The sequence below is a fragment of the Parvularcula mediterranea genome, from assembly GCF_013085255.1.
In the GTDB taxonomy this organism is placed as follows: domain Bacteria; phylum Pseudomonadota; class Alphaproteobacteria; order Caulobacterales; family Parvularculaceae; genus Parvularcula; species Parvularcula mediterranea.
Genome location: NZ_JABFCX010000003.1, coordinates 1,152,489 through 1,169,293, shown reverse-complemented (window position 1 = coordinate 1,169,293; position 16,805 = coordinate 1,152,489). Strand labels below are relative to the sequence as shown.

Annotated in this window: 18 protein-coding genes and 2 pseudogenes; 12 read left to right on the top strand and 8 right to left on the bottom strand. The window is 62.9% G+C overall.

The window, feature by feature from the left end:
* Window positions 1-17 precede the first annotated feature (17 nt).
* Together HK107_RS14565 and HK107_RS14560 are read right to left on the bottom strand one after the other, a co-directional pair.
* A complete protein-coding gene (locus tag HK107_RS14565) occupies window positions 18-608 on the bottom strand; it encodes an NAD(P)H-dependent oxidoreductase (protein ID WP_173201080.1) in 591 nt (196 codons plus the stop codon).
* A complete protein-coding gene (locus tag HK107_RS14560) occupies window positions 601-1,134 on the bottom strand; it encodes a c-type cytochrome (protein ID WP_173201078.1) in 534 nt (177 codons plus the stop codon). Before HK107_RS14560 ends, HK107_RS14565 begins: the two co-directional genes overlap by 8 nt.
* A 100-nt stretch (window positions 1,135-1,234) precedes the next feature.
* On the opposite strand from HK107_RS14560, the gene HK107_RS14555 reads away from it, so the two are divergent.
* The 4 genes from HK107_RS14555 to HK107_RS14540 are packed head-to-tail and all read left to right on the top strand — an operon-like array spanning window position 1,235 to window position 6,446.
* Window positions 1,235-3,115: a PHA/PHB synthase family protein gene (locus tag HK107_RS14555; RefSeq protein ID WP_173201076.1), complete on the top strand. Its 1,881-nt coding sequence runs from the start codon at window positions 1,235-1,237 to the stop codon at window positions 3,113-3,115.
* The gene (gene fabI, locus HK107_RS14550; RefSeq protein WP_173201074.1) at window positions 3,099-3,917 is read left to right on the top strand and encodes an enoyl-ACP reductase FabI; all 819 of its coding nucleotides are present in this window, start codon (window positions 3,099-3,101) and stop codon (window positions 3,915-3,917) included. Before HK107_RS14555 ends, fabI begins: the two co-directional genes overlap by 17 nt.
* On the top strand, window positions 3,901-5,280 hold the full coding sequence (locus HK107_RS14545) for a bifunctional enoyl-CoA hydratase/phosphate acetyltransferase (RefSeq protein ID WP_173201072.1): 1,380 nt from the start codon (window positions 3,901-3,903) through the stop codon (window positions 5,278-5,280). The genes fabI and HK107_RS14545 overlap by 17 nt, the downstream gene beginning before the upstream one ends.
* Window positions 5,274-6,446, top strand: coding sequence for an acetate/propionate family kinase (locus tag HK107_RS14540; RefSeq protein WP_173201070.1), 1,173 nt, complete (start codon window positions 5,274-5,276; stop codon window positions 6,444-6,446). Before HK107_RS14545 ends, HK107_RS14540 begins: the two co-directional genes overlap by 7 nt.
* A 12-nt stretch (window positions 6,447-6,458) precedes the next feature.
* Here HK107_RS14540 and HK107_RS14535 read toward each other — a convergent pair whose 3' ends face one another.
* The 4 genes and pseudogenes from HK107_RS14535 to HK107_RS14525 all read right to left on the bottom strand — a co-directional run bounded on the left by HK107_RS14535 (window position 6,459) and on the right by HK107_RS14525 (window position 8,145).
* Entirely contained in the window at window positions 6,459-6,848 is a 390-nt protein-coding gene (locus tag HK107_RS14535; protein WP_173201067.1) for a phasin family protein, read from the bottom strand.
* Window positions 6,849-7,052: 204 nt separating this feature from the next.
* Window positions 7,053-7,487 (bottom strand): universal stress protein, encoded by a 435-nt coding sequence (locus HK107_RS15770; RefSeq protein ID WP_233061524.1) that lies wholly within the window; start codon window positions 7,485-7,487, stop codon window positions 7,053-7,055.
* A 12-nt stretch (window positions 7,488-7,499) separates the two neighbouring features.
* A pseudogene (locus HK107_RS16125) lies at window positions 7,500-7,847 on the bottom strand (universal stress protein); the annotation flags it as partial.
* Window positions 7,834-8,145, bottom strand: coding sequence for a hypothetical protein (locus HK107_RS14525; protein WP_173201062.1), 312 nt, complete (start codon window positions 8,143-8,145; stop codon window positions 7,834-7,836). The pseudogene HK107_RS16125 and the gene HK107_RS14525, both read right to left, overlap by 14 nt.
* Before the next feature lie 117 nt (window positions 8,146-8,262).
* Here HK107_RS14525 and HK107_RS14520 point away from each other — a divergent pair, with 117 nt between their 5' ends.
* The 5 genes from HK107_RS14520 to HK107_RS14500 all read left to right on the top strand — a co-directional run bounded on the left by HK107_RS14520 (window position 8,263) and on the right by HK107_RS14500 (window position 13,445).
* The gene (locus tag HK107_RS14520) at window positions 8,263-9,456 is read left to right on the top strand and encodes a bactofilin family protein (RefSeq protein WP_173201060.1); all 1,194 of its coding nucleotides are present in this window, start codon (window positions 8,263-8,265) and stop codon (window positions 9,454-9,456) included.
* Between the two features lie 68 nt (window positions 9,457-9,524).
* Window positions 9,525-10,379 carry a universal stress protein gene (locus tag HK107_RS14515; protein ID WP_173201058.1) on the top strand — a complete coding sequence of 285 codons (855 nt, stop codon included), beginning with the start codon at window positions 9,525-9,527 and terminating at the stop codon, window positions 10,377-10,379.
* A gap of 9 nt (window positions 10,380-10,388) precedes the next feature.
* A complete protein-coding gene (locus tag HK107_RS14510; RefSeq protein WP_173201056.1) occupies window positions 10,389-11,933 on the top strand; it encodes a bifunctional aminoglycoside phosphotransferase/ATP-binding protein in 1,545 nt (514 codons plus the stop codon).
* A gap of 68 nt (window positions 11,934-12,001) precedes the next feature.
* Window positions 12,002-12,496, top strand: a complete 495-nt coding sequence (locus tag HK107_RS14505; RefSeq protein WP_173201054.1) for an Hsp20/alpha crystallin family protein — start codon at window positions 12,002-12,004, stop codon at window positions 12,494-12,496.
* A 79-nt stretch (window positions 12,497-12,575) separates the two neighbouring features.
* The gene (locus HK107_RS14500) at window positions 12,576-13,445 is read left to right on the top strand and encodes a universal stress protein (RefSeq protein ID WP_173201052.1); all 870 of its coding nucleotides are present in this window, start codon (window positions 12,576-12,578) and stop codon (window positions 13,443-13,445) included.
* 46 nt (window positions 13,446-13,491) lie between these two features.
* Here the strand turns inward: HK107_RS14500 and HK107_RS14495 are convergent, their stop codons facing one another.
* On the bottom strand, window positions 13,492-14,145 hold the full coding sequence (locus tag HK107_RS14495; protein ID WP_173201050.1) for an OmpW/AlkL family protein: 654 nt from the start codon (window positions 14,143-14,145) through the stop codon (window positions 13,492-13,494).
* Between the two features lie 156 nt (window positions 14,146-14,301).
* On the bottom strand, window positions 14,302-14,760 hold the full coding sequence (locus HK107_RS14490) for a helix-hairpin-helix domain-containing protein (RefSeq protein ID WP_173201048.1): 459 nt from the start codon (window positions 14,758-14,760) through the stop codon (window positions 14,302-14,304).
* A 490-nt stretch (window positions 14,761-15,250) separates the two neighbouring features.
* Here HK107_RS14490 and HK107_RS14485 point away from each other — a divergent pair.
* The 3 genes and pseudogenes from HK107_RS14485 to HK107_RS14475 all read left to right on the top strand — a co-directional run bounded on the left by HK107_RS14485 (window position 15,251) and on the right by HK107_RS14475 (window position 16,721).
* Window positions 15,251-16,216, top strand: a pseudogene (locus tag HK107_RS14485) (ArdC family protein).
* On the top strand, window positions 16,213-16,488 hold the full coding sequence (locus tag HK107_RS14480) for a hypothetical protein (RefSeq protein ID WP_173201046.1): 276 nt from the start codon (window positions 16,213-16,215) through the stop codon (window positions 16,486-16,488). The pseudogene HK107_RS14485 and the gene HK107_RS14480 overlap by 4 nt, the downstream one beginning before the upstream one ends.
* Complete coding sequence (locus tag HK107_RS14475; RefSeq protein WP_173201044.1) at window positions 16,485-16,721, top strand: hypothetical protein; 237 nt, start codon at window positions 16,485-16,487, stop codon at window positions 16,719-16,721. The genes HK107_RS14480 and HK107_RS14475 overlap by 4 nt, the downstream gene beginning before the upstream one ends.
* The last annotated feature ends 84 nt before the right edge of the window (window positions 16,722-16,805 follow it).

The following is a 16,805-nucleotide window of genomic DNA, read 5'->3' as shown; positions in this document are numbered from 1 at the left end:
CCCCATCAAACCGGGTCTCAGATGGCCATCGCGCCGAGACGACCGGCCCGCTCCAGCCATTTCTCTCGATAGCTATCGGAGCCTCCCTGCACACCGCCGATCAGGCTGGTTCGGACTGGACCGAAGCCCGCGAACTTGAGGAGGTTCCGTTCGAGATTCTTCAGCCCATGAGCACGAAAATAGTGCCGGTAAAGAAACGCTGGCATCCCCATGGTCATGATGATGCGCGCAGATTTGCCTCGCAGAAGCTGTTTAGGAAGGGTCTTCGGATCAGTCGTGTCGAGAGCGAAGCCCTCTCTGAAGGTCTGCTCAATGACACCCTTGGTGAGAGCTGGAAGGGTGCCCATCCACATCGGAAAGATCAGGACCAGATGGTTCGACGCCTTGATCGCCTTCTGAAGGCGTAAGGCAGGTTCTGGCACCTCGCCTTCCTCGAATTCTCTCTGGGAGCGGAGGAACGGAACCTCTTCCGCGGCCGCATCGAAGAAGATGATACGGTGACCTGCCCCCTCAGCGTGCTCTTTGTAGCGTTCCGCCAGTGCCCGGCAATAACTGGGGCCAGGATCGGGATGTCCGAGAAAGAGGGTGACGGTTTTCGTATCAGTCATGGGGCGGACCATCGGAAAAGTCGTACCACTCCTCCCCCCGGTAGCGGTCGTAAAAGTCGTCCAGGTCCTCTTCGAGAACGTAAGCCTCGTCTAGGAACAGTTCCTGCATCTGAAGCGGCACGTCGTCGATGGTGAACGTATCCTGTGCCTGCGGGTCGGAGGCGAAAGCGGCGAGATGGAGAAGCTCGTCGCCTTCGAGATCAATCTGGTAGCCGATCTCCAGGCGCTGCAGCTCCACCATGATCGGTGCACCACGCCACATCCCGGCGAGAAAATCCGCGGACGTGGGACTCTCGCCCCCCACGATCACATCGAGGGGTGGTCCCGCCCTGCCGCCGACGCCCCTCACCTGGTGGCAGGTGACACAGCTCTTGGTGACGAAAAGCTTCCGGCCCATGAGCGAGTCGCCATTCGCCTCGGCAGAAATCCGCCTCTCCGGTTCTGGTATCTCTCTGGCCGCACGAAGCACGAAAAAGGCGGACAGAGCACCGAGAAGTACCACAACAAAAACGAGCGCACGCTTCATCTTCGATCTCCCAAGCCTGTCGGGAACGTGAGCTGCAAGGACCAGGGCGGCCTTGCGCTAGGTCAAACCCTGCCTGTCCCGCCTGGTGCAGAACCCGCACATGACTTGGGAGGATCAGCGACTGATGGATGGCAGCCTTTCCCCCGACTTCTCAGGCCCCACGGCCAACGCCGGGTCGGCTAAGCCAAGCCCTGCATCCCCTCGTTGGTTGGAAGTGCCGTTCACCGGGGACATGTTCGAGGCGTTCAGACACGAGCTGCCGGCAAAGCTCGACCACCATGCCCACGCCATGGTCGGCAAGCTCATGGGGGGCTTCTCCCCGATCTCGGTGATGGGCAGCTATCTCGACTGGGGTACGCATCTTCTCTTCTCGCCGGGCAAGCAGATGCAGGTCGCGTTCAAAGCGGCTGATAAGGTCAGGCGTCTGACGGCCTACGCGCAGCAACTGACGGCTTCGAATGCGACAGACGGACTCTGTATCGAGCCTTTGGCTCAGGACAGGCGTTTCAGGGACGAGAGCTGGCAGACCTGGCCTTTCAACGTCATCCATCAGCATTTCCTCCTGACCCAGCAGTTCTGGCACAACGTCATCACCGGCGTGCCGGGCGTCAGGCCCCAGCACGAGGCGCTAGCCGACTTTCTCACCCGTCAGGCGCTCGATACGATGTCGCCGAGCAACGCCTTTTTCCTCAATCCGGAAGTCCTTCAGCGGACCATGGAGGAGCGGGGCGAGAACCTGCTTCGTGGGGTACTCTATTTTTGGGACGACACTTTCCGGCAGCTCTCCGGACGTCGCCCGGCCGGGCACGAGGCTTTTACGGTAGGCGAGAACCTGGCCGCGACGCCTGGCGAGGTCGTCTACCGCAACCACCTGATCGAGCTCATCCAGTATGCACCCACGACCGAGGAGGTGCGGCTCGAGCCGATCCTGATCCTGCCCGCCTGGATCATGAAGTACTACATCCTCGACCTGTCCGCGGAGAACTCCCTCGTCCGCTACCTCACCGGTCAGGGCTTTACCGTCTTCATGGTGTCCTGGCGCAATCCGGGAGCAGGTGAGCGCGATATCGGCTTTGATAGCTACCTCGAAGACGGAGCCCTGGCAGCTCTGCGGGCTGTAAACGAGGCCGTTCCGGAGGCGGATGTTCATCTCGCGGGCTACTGCCTCGGCGGCACGCTTGCAGCGGTCGCGGCAGGCTACCTATCGAAGAGGGAGAAAACCGGGCTCGCATCCCTTACTCTCCTCGCAGCGCAGGTCGATTTCGAGGGGGCGGGCGAGCTCTCTCTCTTTATCAGCGACAGCCAGCTCACATTCCTCGAAGACCTGATGGAGGAGCAAGGCTACCTCGACAAACAGCAGATGGGCGGCGCGTTTCAGATGTTGCGCTCCAACGATCTCATCTGGTCGCGTGGTATGCGGCACTACTGGCTGGGGGAGCGCCGCCCGCCAAACGATCTCATGGCTTGGAACGCCGATGGTACGAGGATGCCAGCGAGGATGCATGCGGAGTACCTTCGCCGTCTCTATCTCGACAACGAGCTTGCCCATGGTCGTTTCGATGCCCTTGGTCAAAGTATCTCGCTATCAGACATCGACGCGCCAATCTTCGCGGTCTCCACCACGAAGGACCATGTCGCCCCCTGGCCATCGGTCTACAAGATCCACATCCTGTCCGATACCGACGTGACGTTCGTTCTGACAAGCGGCGGCCATAATGCCGGTATTGTCAGCAAGCCAGGTCACGCTGGTCGGACCTTTCGCATCCGCACCACACCCCATGATGCCAAGTTTCAAACACCCGAAGCCTGGGAAGCCGAGACAGAAGAACAAGACGGCTCTTGGTGGCTCGCCTGGACCGCCTGGCTCGAGAAGCGGAGCGGCGACCCTGTATTGGGCCGCCAGCCCCGACTGGTGGAGATCGCAGGCAATGACCTCACACAAACTGAAAAGGCGCCCGGTAGCTATGTCTTCCAGCTTTAATGACAACCTTACGGAGCAACTGCCCCTTTCGGGTGCTAAGATCCTCGTGACCGGGGTTGCCAACCAGCACTCGATCGCAGCTGGCTGTGCGCAGGCTTACGTTCGGGCCGGAGCTGAGGTGGGCCTGACCTACCTCAACGATAAAGCGCGGTTCCATGTCAAGACGGTGGCGGATGCGGTGGATGCGGCCTTTCTCTGCCCCTACGACGCCCGCGTGCCAGTCACGGCCGACGGCGTTTTCGAAGAGATTGGCCGGACATGGGGGCATGTCGACCACGTCCTCCACTCAATTGCTTATTGTCCGCTTACCGATCTTCTCGAACCTCTTCACGAATGCTCGCAGGAGGGTTTCCTCGAAGCGATGGAGATAACCTGCTACTCCCTGGTCGATCTCGCGCGCCGCTCGGCCGCGATCATGCCCAAGAACGGTAGCATCACGACCGTCAGCTATCTTGGCGGGCAACGTGTCCTTCCCGATTACAACGTGATGGCACCGGTCAAGGCCGCTCTTGAGGCGACCGTCCGTACGCTGGCGTACGAACTCGGCCCGCGCGGGATCAGGGTTCATGCCCTGTCTCCGGGACCGATGGACACCCGCGCGGCCTCCGGCCTCGAGGATTTCGACCGCACCATGGAGCGCGCGCGGCAGGTGGCTCCCTTGAGAAGGCTCGCTAGCCCGGAAGATGTCGGCAGTTTCGCCGCCTTCCTCGCCGGCCCCGGTGCTTCGGCGACGACCGGAAACGTTCATTTCGTTGATGGCGGCCTTCACGTCATGGGATGGGACGATGGCGACCCTTGTTAGCAAACCCTACGAAGCCTTGTCGGTCGGCGACACCGCCTCGCTCGTCCGCACCCTGACCCAACGGGACATCCTCGCCTTTGCGGGGGCCTCCGGCGACATCAACCCTGCCCATCTCGACCGAGACTACGCGGCCGGGTCTATCTTCCGCGGTGTCATCGGCCATGGGCTCTGGACCGGCGCCCTCGTCTCCACCGTTCTGGGCACGAAGCTTCCCGGTCCGGGCACGATTTATCTCTCGCAATCCTTCTCTTTCCTCGCTCCCGTCCGCGTCGGCGACACCCTGACCGTCGCGGTGACCCTCACTGCAAAGGAGGACAGGCGGCAGGTCCGGCTTGGGTGCAGGGCGATCAACCAGGACGACGAGCTTGTGCTGGAAGGCGAAGCCGTCGTTCTTGCCCCCGAGGAGGCGCGAGAAATCGAAGCGCCGGACGTGCCGCCCCTCCTCCTGCCCGAACGTGGGGAGCGCCTCGAAGCCCTCATCGGCGAGGTTGCAAAGGAGGGCCCAATCAAGGTCGCGGTGGTTCACCCCGTCGATGAAGTCTCTCTGAGGGGTGCCCTTGCCGCCCGCCGGGACGGGCTCATTGAGCCGATCCTGATCGGTCCTCGCGCCCGAATCGAAAGCGCGGCTTCAGCTGGCGATCTCTCCCTCGACGGGCTCTTCATCGAAGATGTCCCCCACAGCCACGCGGCCGGGATTAAGGCGGCAAAGATTGCGGGCGCCGGTGAAGTTCAGGCGATCATGAAAGGGGCACTGCATACCGACGAAATGCTGGAGCCTATCGTTGACCGTGTCCACGGCCTCAGGACTGAGCGGCGGCTCAGCCACGTCTTCGTCATGGATGCGCCGAGCTACCCGAAGCTTCTCCTCATCACCGACGCCGCAGTGAACATCGCTCCGAACCTGGCGCAGAAAGCCGACATCCTCCGCAACGCCGGCACCCTCGCCGCAGCGCTGGGGATCGAGACGCCGAAGGCGGCAATCCTCTCGGCTGTCGAGACGGTAACGGGAGACATCCCATCGACGGTGGATGCGGCGGCGCTCTGCAAGATGGTGGAGCGTGGACAAATCGAAGGAGTCATTGCGGACGGGCCTCTGGCCTTCGATAACGCAGTGTCTCCTGCCGCTGCCGCCCTCAAGGGTCTCAAATCCGAGGTGGCCGGCGTCGCTGACATCCTGCTTGTTCCCGATCTTGAAGCGGGCAACATCATGGCCAAACAGCTCGACTATTTGGGCGGCGCCGTTGCCGCCGGGATCGTGCTTGGCGCCCGCGTACCGATCATTCTGACAAGCCGGGCGGAAGGCGAGCTGCCGCGCCGAGCCAGCTGCGCTTTGGCAAGCCTTCTGCTGAGGCAGGAATGGTAAGCCGGGTCCTCGTTCTCAATACGGGCTCGTCCAGTGTGAAGTTCGCCCTGACTGATGGGCACAAGACCGTTCTCCGCGGTCAGATCAGCGGCCTGCCCTCGGCTCCGGAACTCGAAGCGCGTTCCGGCAGGTCGGATGCCATGCACGAGCGCCTCGACGGGCCATTATCAGCAGATGAGGCTGTCTTGGCCGTGCTCGGCCTCATCGAGGAGCGCGCCTCTGGCACAACGCCCGACATTGTCGGTCACCGGGTCGTCCATGGCGGTCCCTTCTTCGAAGGACCAGCGCTCGTCACCACGAAGGTCTTGAAGCGGATCACGCAGCTCGTTCCTCTCGCGCCGCTTCACCAGCCTGCGGCGCTCGAAGCGATAGAGGCCGTTGAGCGCCACCTACCCGGCGTTCCCCAAATGGCGAGTTTCGATACGAGCTTTCACCGAAGCCAGGAACACCACGTCCAGCTCTATGCTCTGCCAGAGGATTACACACGGCGCGGCATCCTCCGATACGGCTTCCACGGCCTCTCCTACGATCATGTCGCGAGCGAAGTGGCGCGCCTCCTTCCGGATCTCGATCAGCCGCGCATCGTTGCTGCTCATCTCGGTAGCGGCGCCAGTCTCTGTGCGATCCGTGGACGGCAGAGCGTGGCCACCAGCATGGGTTTCAGTGCGCTCGACGGGCTGCCCATGGCCACGAGGTGCGGCAGCCTCGATCCGGGCGCGCTCCTGTTCCTCATTCGGCAGGAAGGCCTCGATCCTGACGAGGTCGAGCAGGTCCTCTACAGGGAGGCTGGCCTCCGAGGGATGGCGCGCATCGGTACGGGCGATATCCGTGAGATACTGAAACGCGAGGAAGAACCGGGCCCGGCTCAGGCGCTTGCGCATTTCGTTCACCGCATCAGTCTTGGGATCGGTGAGATGGCGGCAGCCCTGAACGGTATGGATGTTTTGGTCTTCACCGGCGGTGTCGGTGAGAATGCGGCCCAAATCCGCGAGCGGGTCGCGGCTGGTCTCGGATACTTAGGAGTCCATATCGACCGCACGCGGAACGATCAGGGACGACAGCGTTTGGAGTTCGACGACAGCAACTGCCAGGTACTCGTCATCCCCGCCGACGAGGAAGCGGTCATCCGCCGCGACGCGGAAAGCATTCTCGCGTCGCGGGACTAAACTGCGTCCGATTCAGGCGAACATGCCATTGTGCTTGGGGATACCAGCGACGCTATGAAGCGCTTCTTTGGTGCGGTCTTCCATCGGTCTGCAGGTCGCAGCGGTTGCATCTGCAGCGAGGTGGACCATCTTCGCTGTTTCATCAGCGTAAGCACGAACCGCATTGTCGAAAAACGCCGACCCGGTACGGAAGACATCCTCGCCGGTGCGACAGGTGGAAAGATGCTTTGCAGTATCCATGTCCTCGCGCATGCGTTCACTGAAGAAGCGCGTTGCTTCCCCCGACAGTTTCATCGCGCCATGGATTGAAGCGGAAAGCATCTCCGTCATCGCGGTGATATTCCGTGTACTGGACCAGTAGAACTCTGTCTGTTTCAGGAAGGGGTCGAAGATCGACGCCATAGGATGGTCCTGAGGGTCGGTGCTCGGGTCGTTTGCGTCATCGATATTATTGGTTTGATCAGCCTCGGTTCGAGTGGCTTTTTCAGCTTCCTGAGACGGGCGCGTGGGGTTTTTCGATTGGTCTCGTGCGCTAGGCATGCGGGGCTCCATGGTTGGGGGTATGGCAATCCTAATGGCGCCGCAGAAAACACGTTCTGAGATGGATCAAACCCGCCGGTGAAGACAAAGCGTGTCGCAGAAACGCTGGGACAGGATTTCCGAGGCGACGTAGCCGAGATCCCCGCCCTGACTACCTCTCGTCGGAAGGACCAGAAGGTCGGCATTCTCTTCCCTCAAAGCTTCCCGCAGACCGGTAAGAAGCCCGTCTGCCGACACGTGAACTGAAAAGTCGGCGGGAGAGAGACCCGCAGCAGTCAATGCACGGCGAAGCTTGTCCTCACCGGCGGCCAGCTCGCGGCTGAGGCTTACGCTGAGAAAGACCGCGATATCAGCCGCGGGAGCATAGACCCTCGTCCGCTCGATCGCGGATTGGAGATCCTTGCTGCCGTCCCAGGCAATCACGATAGATCGGTAGGGTCCACTCTCCTTGCTTCTCACGAGAAGGACGTCAGCGTCCGTATGAAGAAGAAGATGGCTCATGGTAGAGCCAAGCCGCTTGGGCGCGGAGGACACTTCTCGGTGAAAGCCGAGAACGAACAGGTCGGCTTCGGCCCGTTCGCCTTCCACCTCTATGATCGCTCCCGGAACGCCGTGCCGCGTCTTAACATCCGGGCGCAGGTCGACGTCGGCGATCGCATCTGCCTGACGCGTGAGCGCCTGACATGTGCGCTGCTCCTCAGCTCCCCTCTCGCCTTTAACTCCGTTCCCAGACAGGACGTGAAGGACGCTGAGGTCAGCGTTCAAAGACCGCGCCAGCTGCGCGGATCGCCGAACGACATGACGTGATGCGTCCAGAAGATCGGTCGCGGCGAGAACGCGCTTGATGTCAGCCGTGGTCACGGGGCAGCACTCCCTCGTCAGCCAACGGATAGGCGAAGGGGCGGCCCGGGACGTAGTCGTAGCGCTCAAGGAGATCGCAGCCGCCGAAGGCAGGGCTCGGCGCGATGGTTTCGGCATCCTCCGCGTTGCCCTCTTCATGGTTCGCTCGCATCGGGCGGAAAAGAAGACCCTGGAGCAGACCAGCGAGCCCTTCCGCGACGATGGCGGGCAGAGCCATCAAAGAGAAGAGCGGCAGCTTGCTGCCCGGGGTCCTCGGCGGAGCTGGTCGAGATGAACGGTCCGTGGTGTCGTGCGTCATGACGGCCTCCTTCGCCCTCATTCTCGCGAGAAGGCGATGGCGCGGCCTTGATGTCGGTCAAAGCCCGGAGTGGTGGGTACGGTTGAGAGTGGGGCGAAAGCCGCGGAGACCCAATTCATGTCCATCGATAGTCGCCTGGCCGGACAGCTCGTCTTTCTGGTCTTCCTCGTCCTGCTCCTCCTGTTCGCGACCGCCGCCGTCAGAGCCCAGGTCGAAAGCCGGGCGGGTGAGGAGATCAGGGTCGAGGAAGCCCTCGACGACATCGCCTTCTTCGCTGGCGGCGAGATCACCCTGAACCCGGTGTCGAGTGACGACGTCGTGGCGGCAGGTGGGCAGGTCCTGAGCGAGGGCCTTTCGGCCGAAACGCTCATCCTAGCAGGGGGTGCGCTTGACCTGAGCGAGATCCTCGTCGGCGACGCGTTCCTTGCCGGAGGCAAAGTGTCGATCCCAAGCGGGCGCGTGATGGACGATGTCACGGTGGCAGGGGGTGAACTCCGTCTGGGCGCGGAGCTCGATATCGGCGGTACCCTCCACGCAGCAGGCGGCGAGGTCACGATCAACGCCCCAGTCGGGGGCAGCATCCGGGCTGCCGGAGGCGATCTCACTGTAAACGGAACGATTGCCGGAGATGCCGACCTGACGGCCGAGCGTCTTGTCGTTGGCCCTCAGACCAGGATCGCCGGTAACCTCCGCTACCGCGCCAAGGACGCACAGATCGACCTCTCCGCCGTCGTCGAAGGAGAAACCGAAGCTTTGCCGTGGCCGGAGGAGAGGAATGGATGGAGGGCGTCCCCGGCCAAGACCGTTCTCTCCGGTTTCCTCGCCTTCGCGGCAACCGCCCTCGGTGCTGGACTCCTCGCCGTCGTCGTGGCGGTGGTCTTCCCGGAACTCGTGACAAGGACCCACGACCAAGCACATCGAAAGCCGCTGGCCAGCCTCGGTGTTGGCGTCCTCGTCTCTCTCCTCGGCCCGGCCGCCATCGTGGCACTAGGTATGTCCGTTGTTGGGTTTCTTCTAGGCGGCGTTCTGTTGCTGCTTCTCCTGCTCCTGTTGCCGTTTGGCCTGGCCGCAATGGCCTTCACGACCGGCTCGCTTTTGCGGTCATTGAAGGGAGCGACGAGGCCTGAGCTCGGCCCCGGTGGCCGGGCCTCTTGGACGGCTCTTGGGTATCTCGCAGCGCTGCTCATCAGTCTCGTTCCCTTCGTCGGTCCCCTCCTCTGGATGGTCCTCGCGCTCCTCGGCGTCGGTGCGATCGCAAGGGCAGGCTTCGGGCTCCTGGGACCGGTTCATCGGTCGGCGGTCACCATCTGACTTAGGTCAGAGCGGGCCCTCGGGCTCGGGTCTTAAAACCCCAATGGATGCCGCCCAGGAGACTACCTATGGCCCTCGACTTCGCTTTCGTCCCCGCCATCGACGAGCCGAGCTTTGAAGCTGGGCTCACTACCGCCCTGGAGCTCGTCAGGCACCAGAAAGGGCATTTGTCTGCCTGCCATCTGCAGCAACATTATCCGCCCAACGACATCGCCTTTGGCTACTGGCAGGTCGGTACGCTCAAGGCCCTCGAGGCGGACGTCAGAGCCCGTAAGGAGAAGCTCGAAGCCGCCTTCTACAGCTTCTGCAGTGAACGCGGCATCGAAGTGATCGATACCGAGCGCCTCCCGAACAAGAACGCCGTGACGGCATCCTGGCGGGTCGAGGGGGCCAACCCCTTCGAGGATTTCGGCCTCTTCGCGCGGTCTTCGGATGTGTCCGTCCTCTGCCGATCGGCAACCGAACCGGCTCCCCTCGCCCCCGTCGTCTGGGAGGACCTAGTGACGAGCTCTGGCGTACCGCTTCTGAACGTTCCCGTGGGAGCGGGTTTCAAGGAAGCTCAGAGAATCCTCGTCGGCTGGAACGGTTCGGTCGAGGCCAAACGGGCCGTGGCGGCCGCAATGCCGCTCCTTCACGCGGCGAAGTCCGTCCACCTTCTTTCGGCGGGGCTGACCAAGGACGGCAGACCATCGGCCGAAGAGATGGCCGCAGTTCTTGGCCGGAAGGGTATCAAGGCTACCGCGGAGGATCGCGACGATAAGAAAGAACCGGACGAGCAGCTGGTTCAGACCGCTGCCGACGGCAGCTACGACCTCCTCGTCATCGGTGCCTATTCCAAACCTCGGTGGCGGGAAGCGATGTTCGGCGGCGTGACCCACCGCATGCTGGTCGACCCGCCGCTTCCCGTGCTTTTGGTGCACTGAGGGGGTCCCATGCCCGTTCACTACCTCAACGGTGCCGCGCGCCTCTCGGCCTCGAGCCCTGTTCCCAGAGACAGCGCGTCGGCTCTGGCGGGTCTCCTCCCCTCAGCAGAGCACGAGGAGACGCACCTTTCCCATATCTTCCTAACGGACGACACGGTCTACAAACTAAAAAAGTCCGTCCACCTGCCCTTCGCCGACTTCAGCACCATCGGCAAACGTCACGCCGCCTGCGCTAAGGAACTGGAGGTCAACCGCGAGAGTGGGGGCGAGCTTTACCGCGATATCGTACCCCTCACCCGAAAGGACGGCGAGCACGCCATTGACGGCGAGGGCGTACCGGTCGACTGGCTCGTCCGTATGCACCGGTTTGGGCCGCAAGACCGCGGTGACCGGGCCATGGAGGCAGGACGGATCAGCGGAGAGATGCTGCGCGACTTCGTCGACCACCTCTATCGCCGACACGAAGGGACGCCGAAAGCAGAGGGGCTAGATTGGCGCTCGAAAGTGCGTCTTACCCTCAAAAACGTGGCTGCGACGCTCCTCGAACAGGACCTGTCCGCTGAGACAGAGGAGCGGGCCAGTCGCTGGTTCGCTGATCTCGCGGGGCGCTTTGCAGCCTGCGGCGAGGATCTCGACGGGCGGAACGCCTCGGTTCTGGACAGCACCCACGGCGACCTTCACCTCAAGAACCTCTGCATCATCGATGGGCGTGTCATCGCCTACGATGCCCTGGAGTTCGACCGCGATCTCGTCCGCATCGATCCGCTCTACGACCTGGCCTTTTTGGTCGCCGATCTCTGGCATCACAGCCATGCTTGCGCCGCCAACGCGGTCATGAACCGCTATCTGGGACTCTCCGCCGCTTATGAAGCCGCCCCGCTCCTCTCCCTCTACGCCTCCCTGCGCCTCGGCATCAGGGCCCTCGCCGAAGCGATGTCAGACCGACGCGCGGAGGCTGAGGCCTATCTTGTCAGCGCCGCGGGCTTTCTCGCGCCGGTCGAGCCCGTGACCCTCCTTCTGTCCGGCCGGTCGGGCACCGGGAAATCAAGCCTCGCCGCAAAACTCGCTACGGATTTTTTACCGCCCCCGGGCGCCGTCCATCTGCGCAGCGATGTGCTCCGTAAACGCATGAACAATACGTGGCCCGAGGACACCCTTTGCGACGCCGCCTATACGCCCTGGGCCCGCGATGAAGTCTACCAGCGGTTCGAGGAGATCTCCGCTTCGATCTCAGGTCGGGTACCGCTTATCCTCGACATCGCGCTGGCGGGATCGTCCGAAGCGCCTCGTCTCGAGGACCTTGCGACCTCCAAGGTCTGGCTTACCGCGCCGGACAATGTGTTGTCGGAGAGACTGAAGCGGCGGCAAGGCGATGCCTCGGACGCCGATGCCGCAGTCATGATCACGCAGCGAGGTGATCCGCCGAGCATGGCTTGGACTGTGATCGAGGCTACGGGTTCCTTGGACGAGGTCGCAGACCGGATACGCGAGGCTCTTTCGGCTGAAAACGGGGAAGAGGGCGACGTCCCCTACGACCCCCGACACGAGGTTTGACCTATCGCAATGGCGAGCACCCAGTCAGGTCCCTACAACAGACCCGTCAACTTCAGGAGGTACTCCCCATGCGCGGAGAAGGTCTCATTCCCTGGCGGCGCCACCACCGTCCACAGCAAACCGTCCCGTCCCAGGATCACGACGATCTTGGCCACGACATGTCGCGGCTTATCGACAGCTTTTTCGGTCGGCGGGCCGGGCTGTCCGATCCCTTTCTGGGCTTCGGCGATCCGGGCTTCGGCGCCGTCGACTTCACCGAGAAGAACGGCGCGTTCTCTGTATCTATCGATCTGCCAGGTGCGGACGAGAAAGACATCGATGTCGAACTGAATGGCAATCGCCTCTCAATTTCCGCCGAGCGCTCACGCGAAGAAGAGGTGGAGCGCGACGGTTTTCATCAGATCGAACGCTCCTTCGGACGGGTCAGGCGTGAGGTTATCCTCCCCGACGATGTCGATGGGTCCAAGGTCGATGCTAAGTTCGCGAACGGAGTCCTGACCCTTGTCCTCCCGAAAACCGAGACGGCGAAAGAGAAAACGCAGAAGATCCGTATCGGTCACTAGCGACTGCCGCGGCGCTCTCCGCCCCTTACTGCCCTGGAACGGAGCGCCGCGGACTTTTTACTCTCCCGATCGAGGCGCAATGAACAAACAGACACCGGACAGCCGCCGGAGCGGCACGATCCTGACTGCGGTCAGACCCGAAGGCGACCTGACGGCCCTCGAAAGGGCTGGTCAGATCGCCAAGGCTTTCAGCCTACCCCTCCGCATCGAAACGATCATGGACGAGGAGACCACGAAGGCGGTTCTCGCCGCGGCGGAAGACGCTTTGCGAAAAGCAGCGGGAGAGATCCTGCCGGACGGTGTCGAGGCCAGCTTCGGCGTTCGCCGACTGGCACCCCAATTCAGTGACGAGGGCTTCGGCACCGCGGCCATGCTGCTGGACACGGCCAGGGTCCAGGACATCGCAATGGTGGTGCTGAACAAACCCACCGGCAAGAAGAGCTTCGGCAAAACGATGGTCGAAAAGCTCCTCCGCCTGACCCGGCTGCCGGTGCTGACGGTCGATGGGGATAGCCGCTTTCCCTATGAGGGTGTCCTCGCAGGGGTCGACTTTGGAAACTGCGCGGCCGCCGTGGTCGACAGCGCCCTTCTCTGGGCACCCGGCGCGAACTGGTCCTTCGTGCATGCCTATGACCCCGTTCTACGGCGGGTCCAGGCGGACATCGCCAGGGCGGAAGGCCTTCAGCTTGCGGAGGAGGAGATGAGCAACCTCATCGAGCGCCAGGCTATGCTGTCGGTGGCGCAGGAGGGCTACGTGGACCGTTTCTCTGCCCATATCGAAGACGGCACCCCCCGCGACGTCATCGCTCGGCATCTCGAAGACGAGACGCCGGACCTTCTCGTCCTCGGCGGTCACGGCCGCTCGGGCTTCGCCTCCGCAATCCTCGGCAGCTGTGTTTCGACCTTCATCGAGAGGGCCGCCTGTGACGTGATGATCGTTCGCGGCTGACATCCGTATTTGGAGCTGCCATGTCTATCGGGTCGCCTCTTCCGTTTCAGAAGCGCTTCCCGATACCGAAACCGACGAGGACCGGATCGAGGTTAATGCCGACGATATCGTCGCCCGCCTCGGTCTCGAAGACCGCGTCGGTCTTCAGATCCAGATACCGTATATCGACATTGAACGCCCAGCCGTCCGACAAACTGCGGTCGAACCCCGCCTGCAGGACGTAGCCGGTCGTTCCCTCGACCGAGAGTTCAGCCTCGCCAAAGCGGGCCTCCAACGGCCGGGAGACCTGCTCACCGAAGAAAACCGTCCGGTGGAAGCCCGCCCCGAGATAGGGATTCCAGCGTTTTCGCGGACGGAAATGGTACTGAAGCGTGGCGGTGGGGATCAACATCCACGCCTCGGCGACCTCACCCTCACCGGAGAACGCGCCGGTGCCGATGAAGTCGTGGGTGGTGGCAAGGACCGCGAACTCATAGGCAATCCTCTTGGTCAGGAACATCGAGACGTCCACCTCCATGGTGAGGTAGTTCTCGACATCGAAGCCCGGAGCGCCGCCTTCGAGGGCGAAATCGAAGCGGTCCTCCGTAGGCGCCACTTCGACGAGGCGAGCCCGCAGGACAATGTCGCCGTCATCGCTTGCCAGAGCCGTGGTGAAGAACAGGGCGGCACTGCATAAGAGAGCTTGAGACCGGTGGCGCATGGGAGAGTACCTCGTTGCATCGCGACCAATCTGAAGAACGCTCTGTCCACCGGCCTTGACCTACCGCAACCAAAGCAGGGGCTCGGGTTTCAACGCCAGAACCGGGCCGCTTCATCGATCACCGTCGTAAGTCCGATGTCGATGCGAAAGCCTGCATCAAGATGCGTCGAGGGCTGCTCGCGCCCGCTCCTCGAAGACGGGGCCGAAGCCCTTTAACTGCCGCACCCGGCCATCATCGAGGGCAGCGCGCAACTCTTCCTGTGAAACGATACCGAGCTCCTTTCGCAGGGTGCGCAGCCGTTTCGGGCCAATCCCCGGAATCAGCAGGAGGGCTGCGGTATCCGGAGGCATTTTTTGTTCGAGCTGGTCCAGGGCATGAAAAGTGCCGGTCTGAACGACTTCTGCAATCTTGCACGCGATGTCGTCACCAATGGTCGGCAACGCCGTGAGATCCTCACCATCCATCAAGGCGCCCTCGAGAGAAACCGTCAGTGTTCTAATGAAGCGAGCTGTCTGCTCATAGGCCCGGATGGCGAAAGGATCACCGCCGGTCAGCGCGAGCAGCTCGGAAAAGACATGAAACCGATCCGCGATGTCATCGTTCGTCACCGGCATAGGGAACGTCCAGCGTTTCTACCGCGAAGTGCACCAAGAAAGGATGGCAGATCGTATCCACAGGGCACCTTGATGGAGATCAACCTTTCGAAACGAGCGCCTCCTCCGGACCGGGCTCTCGTGAACGAAGCCAACCCGTCGCCTCCGTCGACAGGCCGTCTTCGCCATCCGGCGTCGATCCCTGACGCTTGGCCGGGCGCCGCCCGGCGAGGGACGCGCCGCGGCACGGCGCGACTTCTGATGGTGCCTTTCCCTACGAGGTCGGGGGACCGGACGCTCGATCCGGCTACCGGAGGCGGCCGGTCCGCAACCTGTTTCGGGATTGAGACGTCTGAGTGATCTGAGTTCTCCTACGAAACAGGTCCATCGTTCCTGTCCGTCTACGGGTCTTTTCGCCTCACTTGCTGACCGTCTCCTCGCCTCCGGTTTCCGGCGCTTACCGGTCCCCCGCCTCGCGGGGGAAAGGATGCGAGCGGAGAGGAGCGAGAGCATGGGTGCGAGAACCCCGAAGAGTGGCGCTAGGGCGAAGGCCGGAGGCGCGAAGCGGCGGGACCTTTATCAGGAGGTCACCGACCGGATCATCGCCCAGCTGGAGGCGGGCACCGTCCCTTGGGTGCAGCCTTGGGACGGTAAGAAGGTAGGGCCAACCGTGGGGCTGCCCCGCAACGCCTCGACCGCCAAGAGCTATTCCGGGATGAACATCCTGCTCTTATGGGGTACGGCCTTCGAGCGGGGTTTTCCTTCCCTCGACTTTCTCACCTTCAAGCAAGCGCTGGCATTGGGCGGTGCCGTGCGGAAGGGCGAGCGCGGAAGCACCGTGGTCTATGCGGACCGCTTCACGCCGGAGAGCGAGAAGGAGAAGGCCCGCGAGAGCGGCGAAGCGGCGCGCGAGGTGGCGTTCCTCAAGCGCTACACATTGTTCCACGTCAGCCAGTGCGAGGGCCTGCCGGAGAACCTTCTGACCGGCGGCGCGCCGCTGCCCGAACGGCAGACGATCCCGAGGGCGGAAGCCGTCATCGCTGGGACCGGCGCAGACTTCCGCATCGGCGGTGAGCGCGCTTATTACGCCCCCGGCCCGGACTTCATCCAGGTCCCGCCGCAACCGGCCTTCCGGGAACAGATCAATTATTACTGAACCTGCTTTCACGAGCTTGGCCACTGGACCGGCCACGCCTCGCGGCTGGACCGCAACCTCACCACATCCTTCGGCACCAAAGACTATGCCCGCGAGGAACTGGTGGCGGAGATGGCTAGCGCCTTCACCTGCGCCCAGCTCGGCATCGTCCCCACCGTGCGGCATGCCGACTATCTCGGCAGCTGGCTCAAGGTTCTGAAGGAGGACAAGCGGGCGATCTTCAGGGCGGCGTCACAGGCCTCCAGAGCCGCGGACTTCATTCTTACGGGTCAGACGCCCGGGGCCGATGCGGGCCAGCAAGTGGCAGAGGTGGCAGCGTGACCGGCAAGGTCGGCGCGCGCCTTGGCCGGCCGAGCCGCGAGGGTTCGGCTGCGGTGCCGTGGCGCTTCTCCCTTGGCCGGGTCCCGATCAATTGTGACGGCTATGACCGCAGCGGGACCTATTGGGGGATCGGCGCGCCGCTCTACCGCTATGCGGCGGAGGGACCGGACAGCGAGAGCGATGAACCCGAGGGCTACTTTCGAGCGGCGAACCGCGACACTGCCAAGGCCGAGCTTCGGTCCCGCTATCCGCTGGGTCGGTTCTTCCGATGACCGGCACCATCGAGACCACCGAGGCGGGGGAGCAGCGGCTCATCTCAGGCGTCCGACCTGTCGGCTTGCGCGACCGGCTGAAGGTTCGCGCCAGCGAGCCTTTGCGTCCCAAGCGGCACCCCGACTGCCAGCAGCGCCCCTGCGATATCGGGCTCTTCGACAGCGTTGGCAGAGCGCAGATCGACCTGATCGATCTTGTGCAGGCGGAGGGCCGAGCGAAGCCGGAGCCGTAGTGATCCCTGAGACACCGGACGGCGCGCTTCAGATGAGGGCGCGGTGCCCCGCCGTCCGGCCTCGCTCCATAGGGCGCCGCGTCC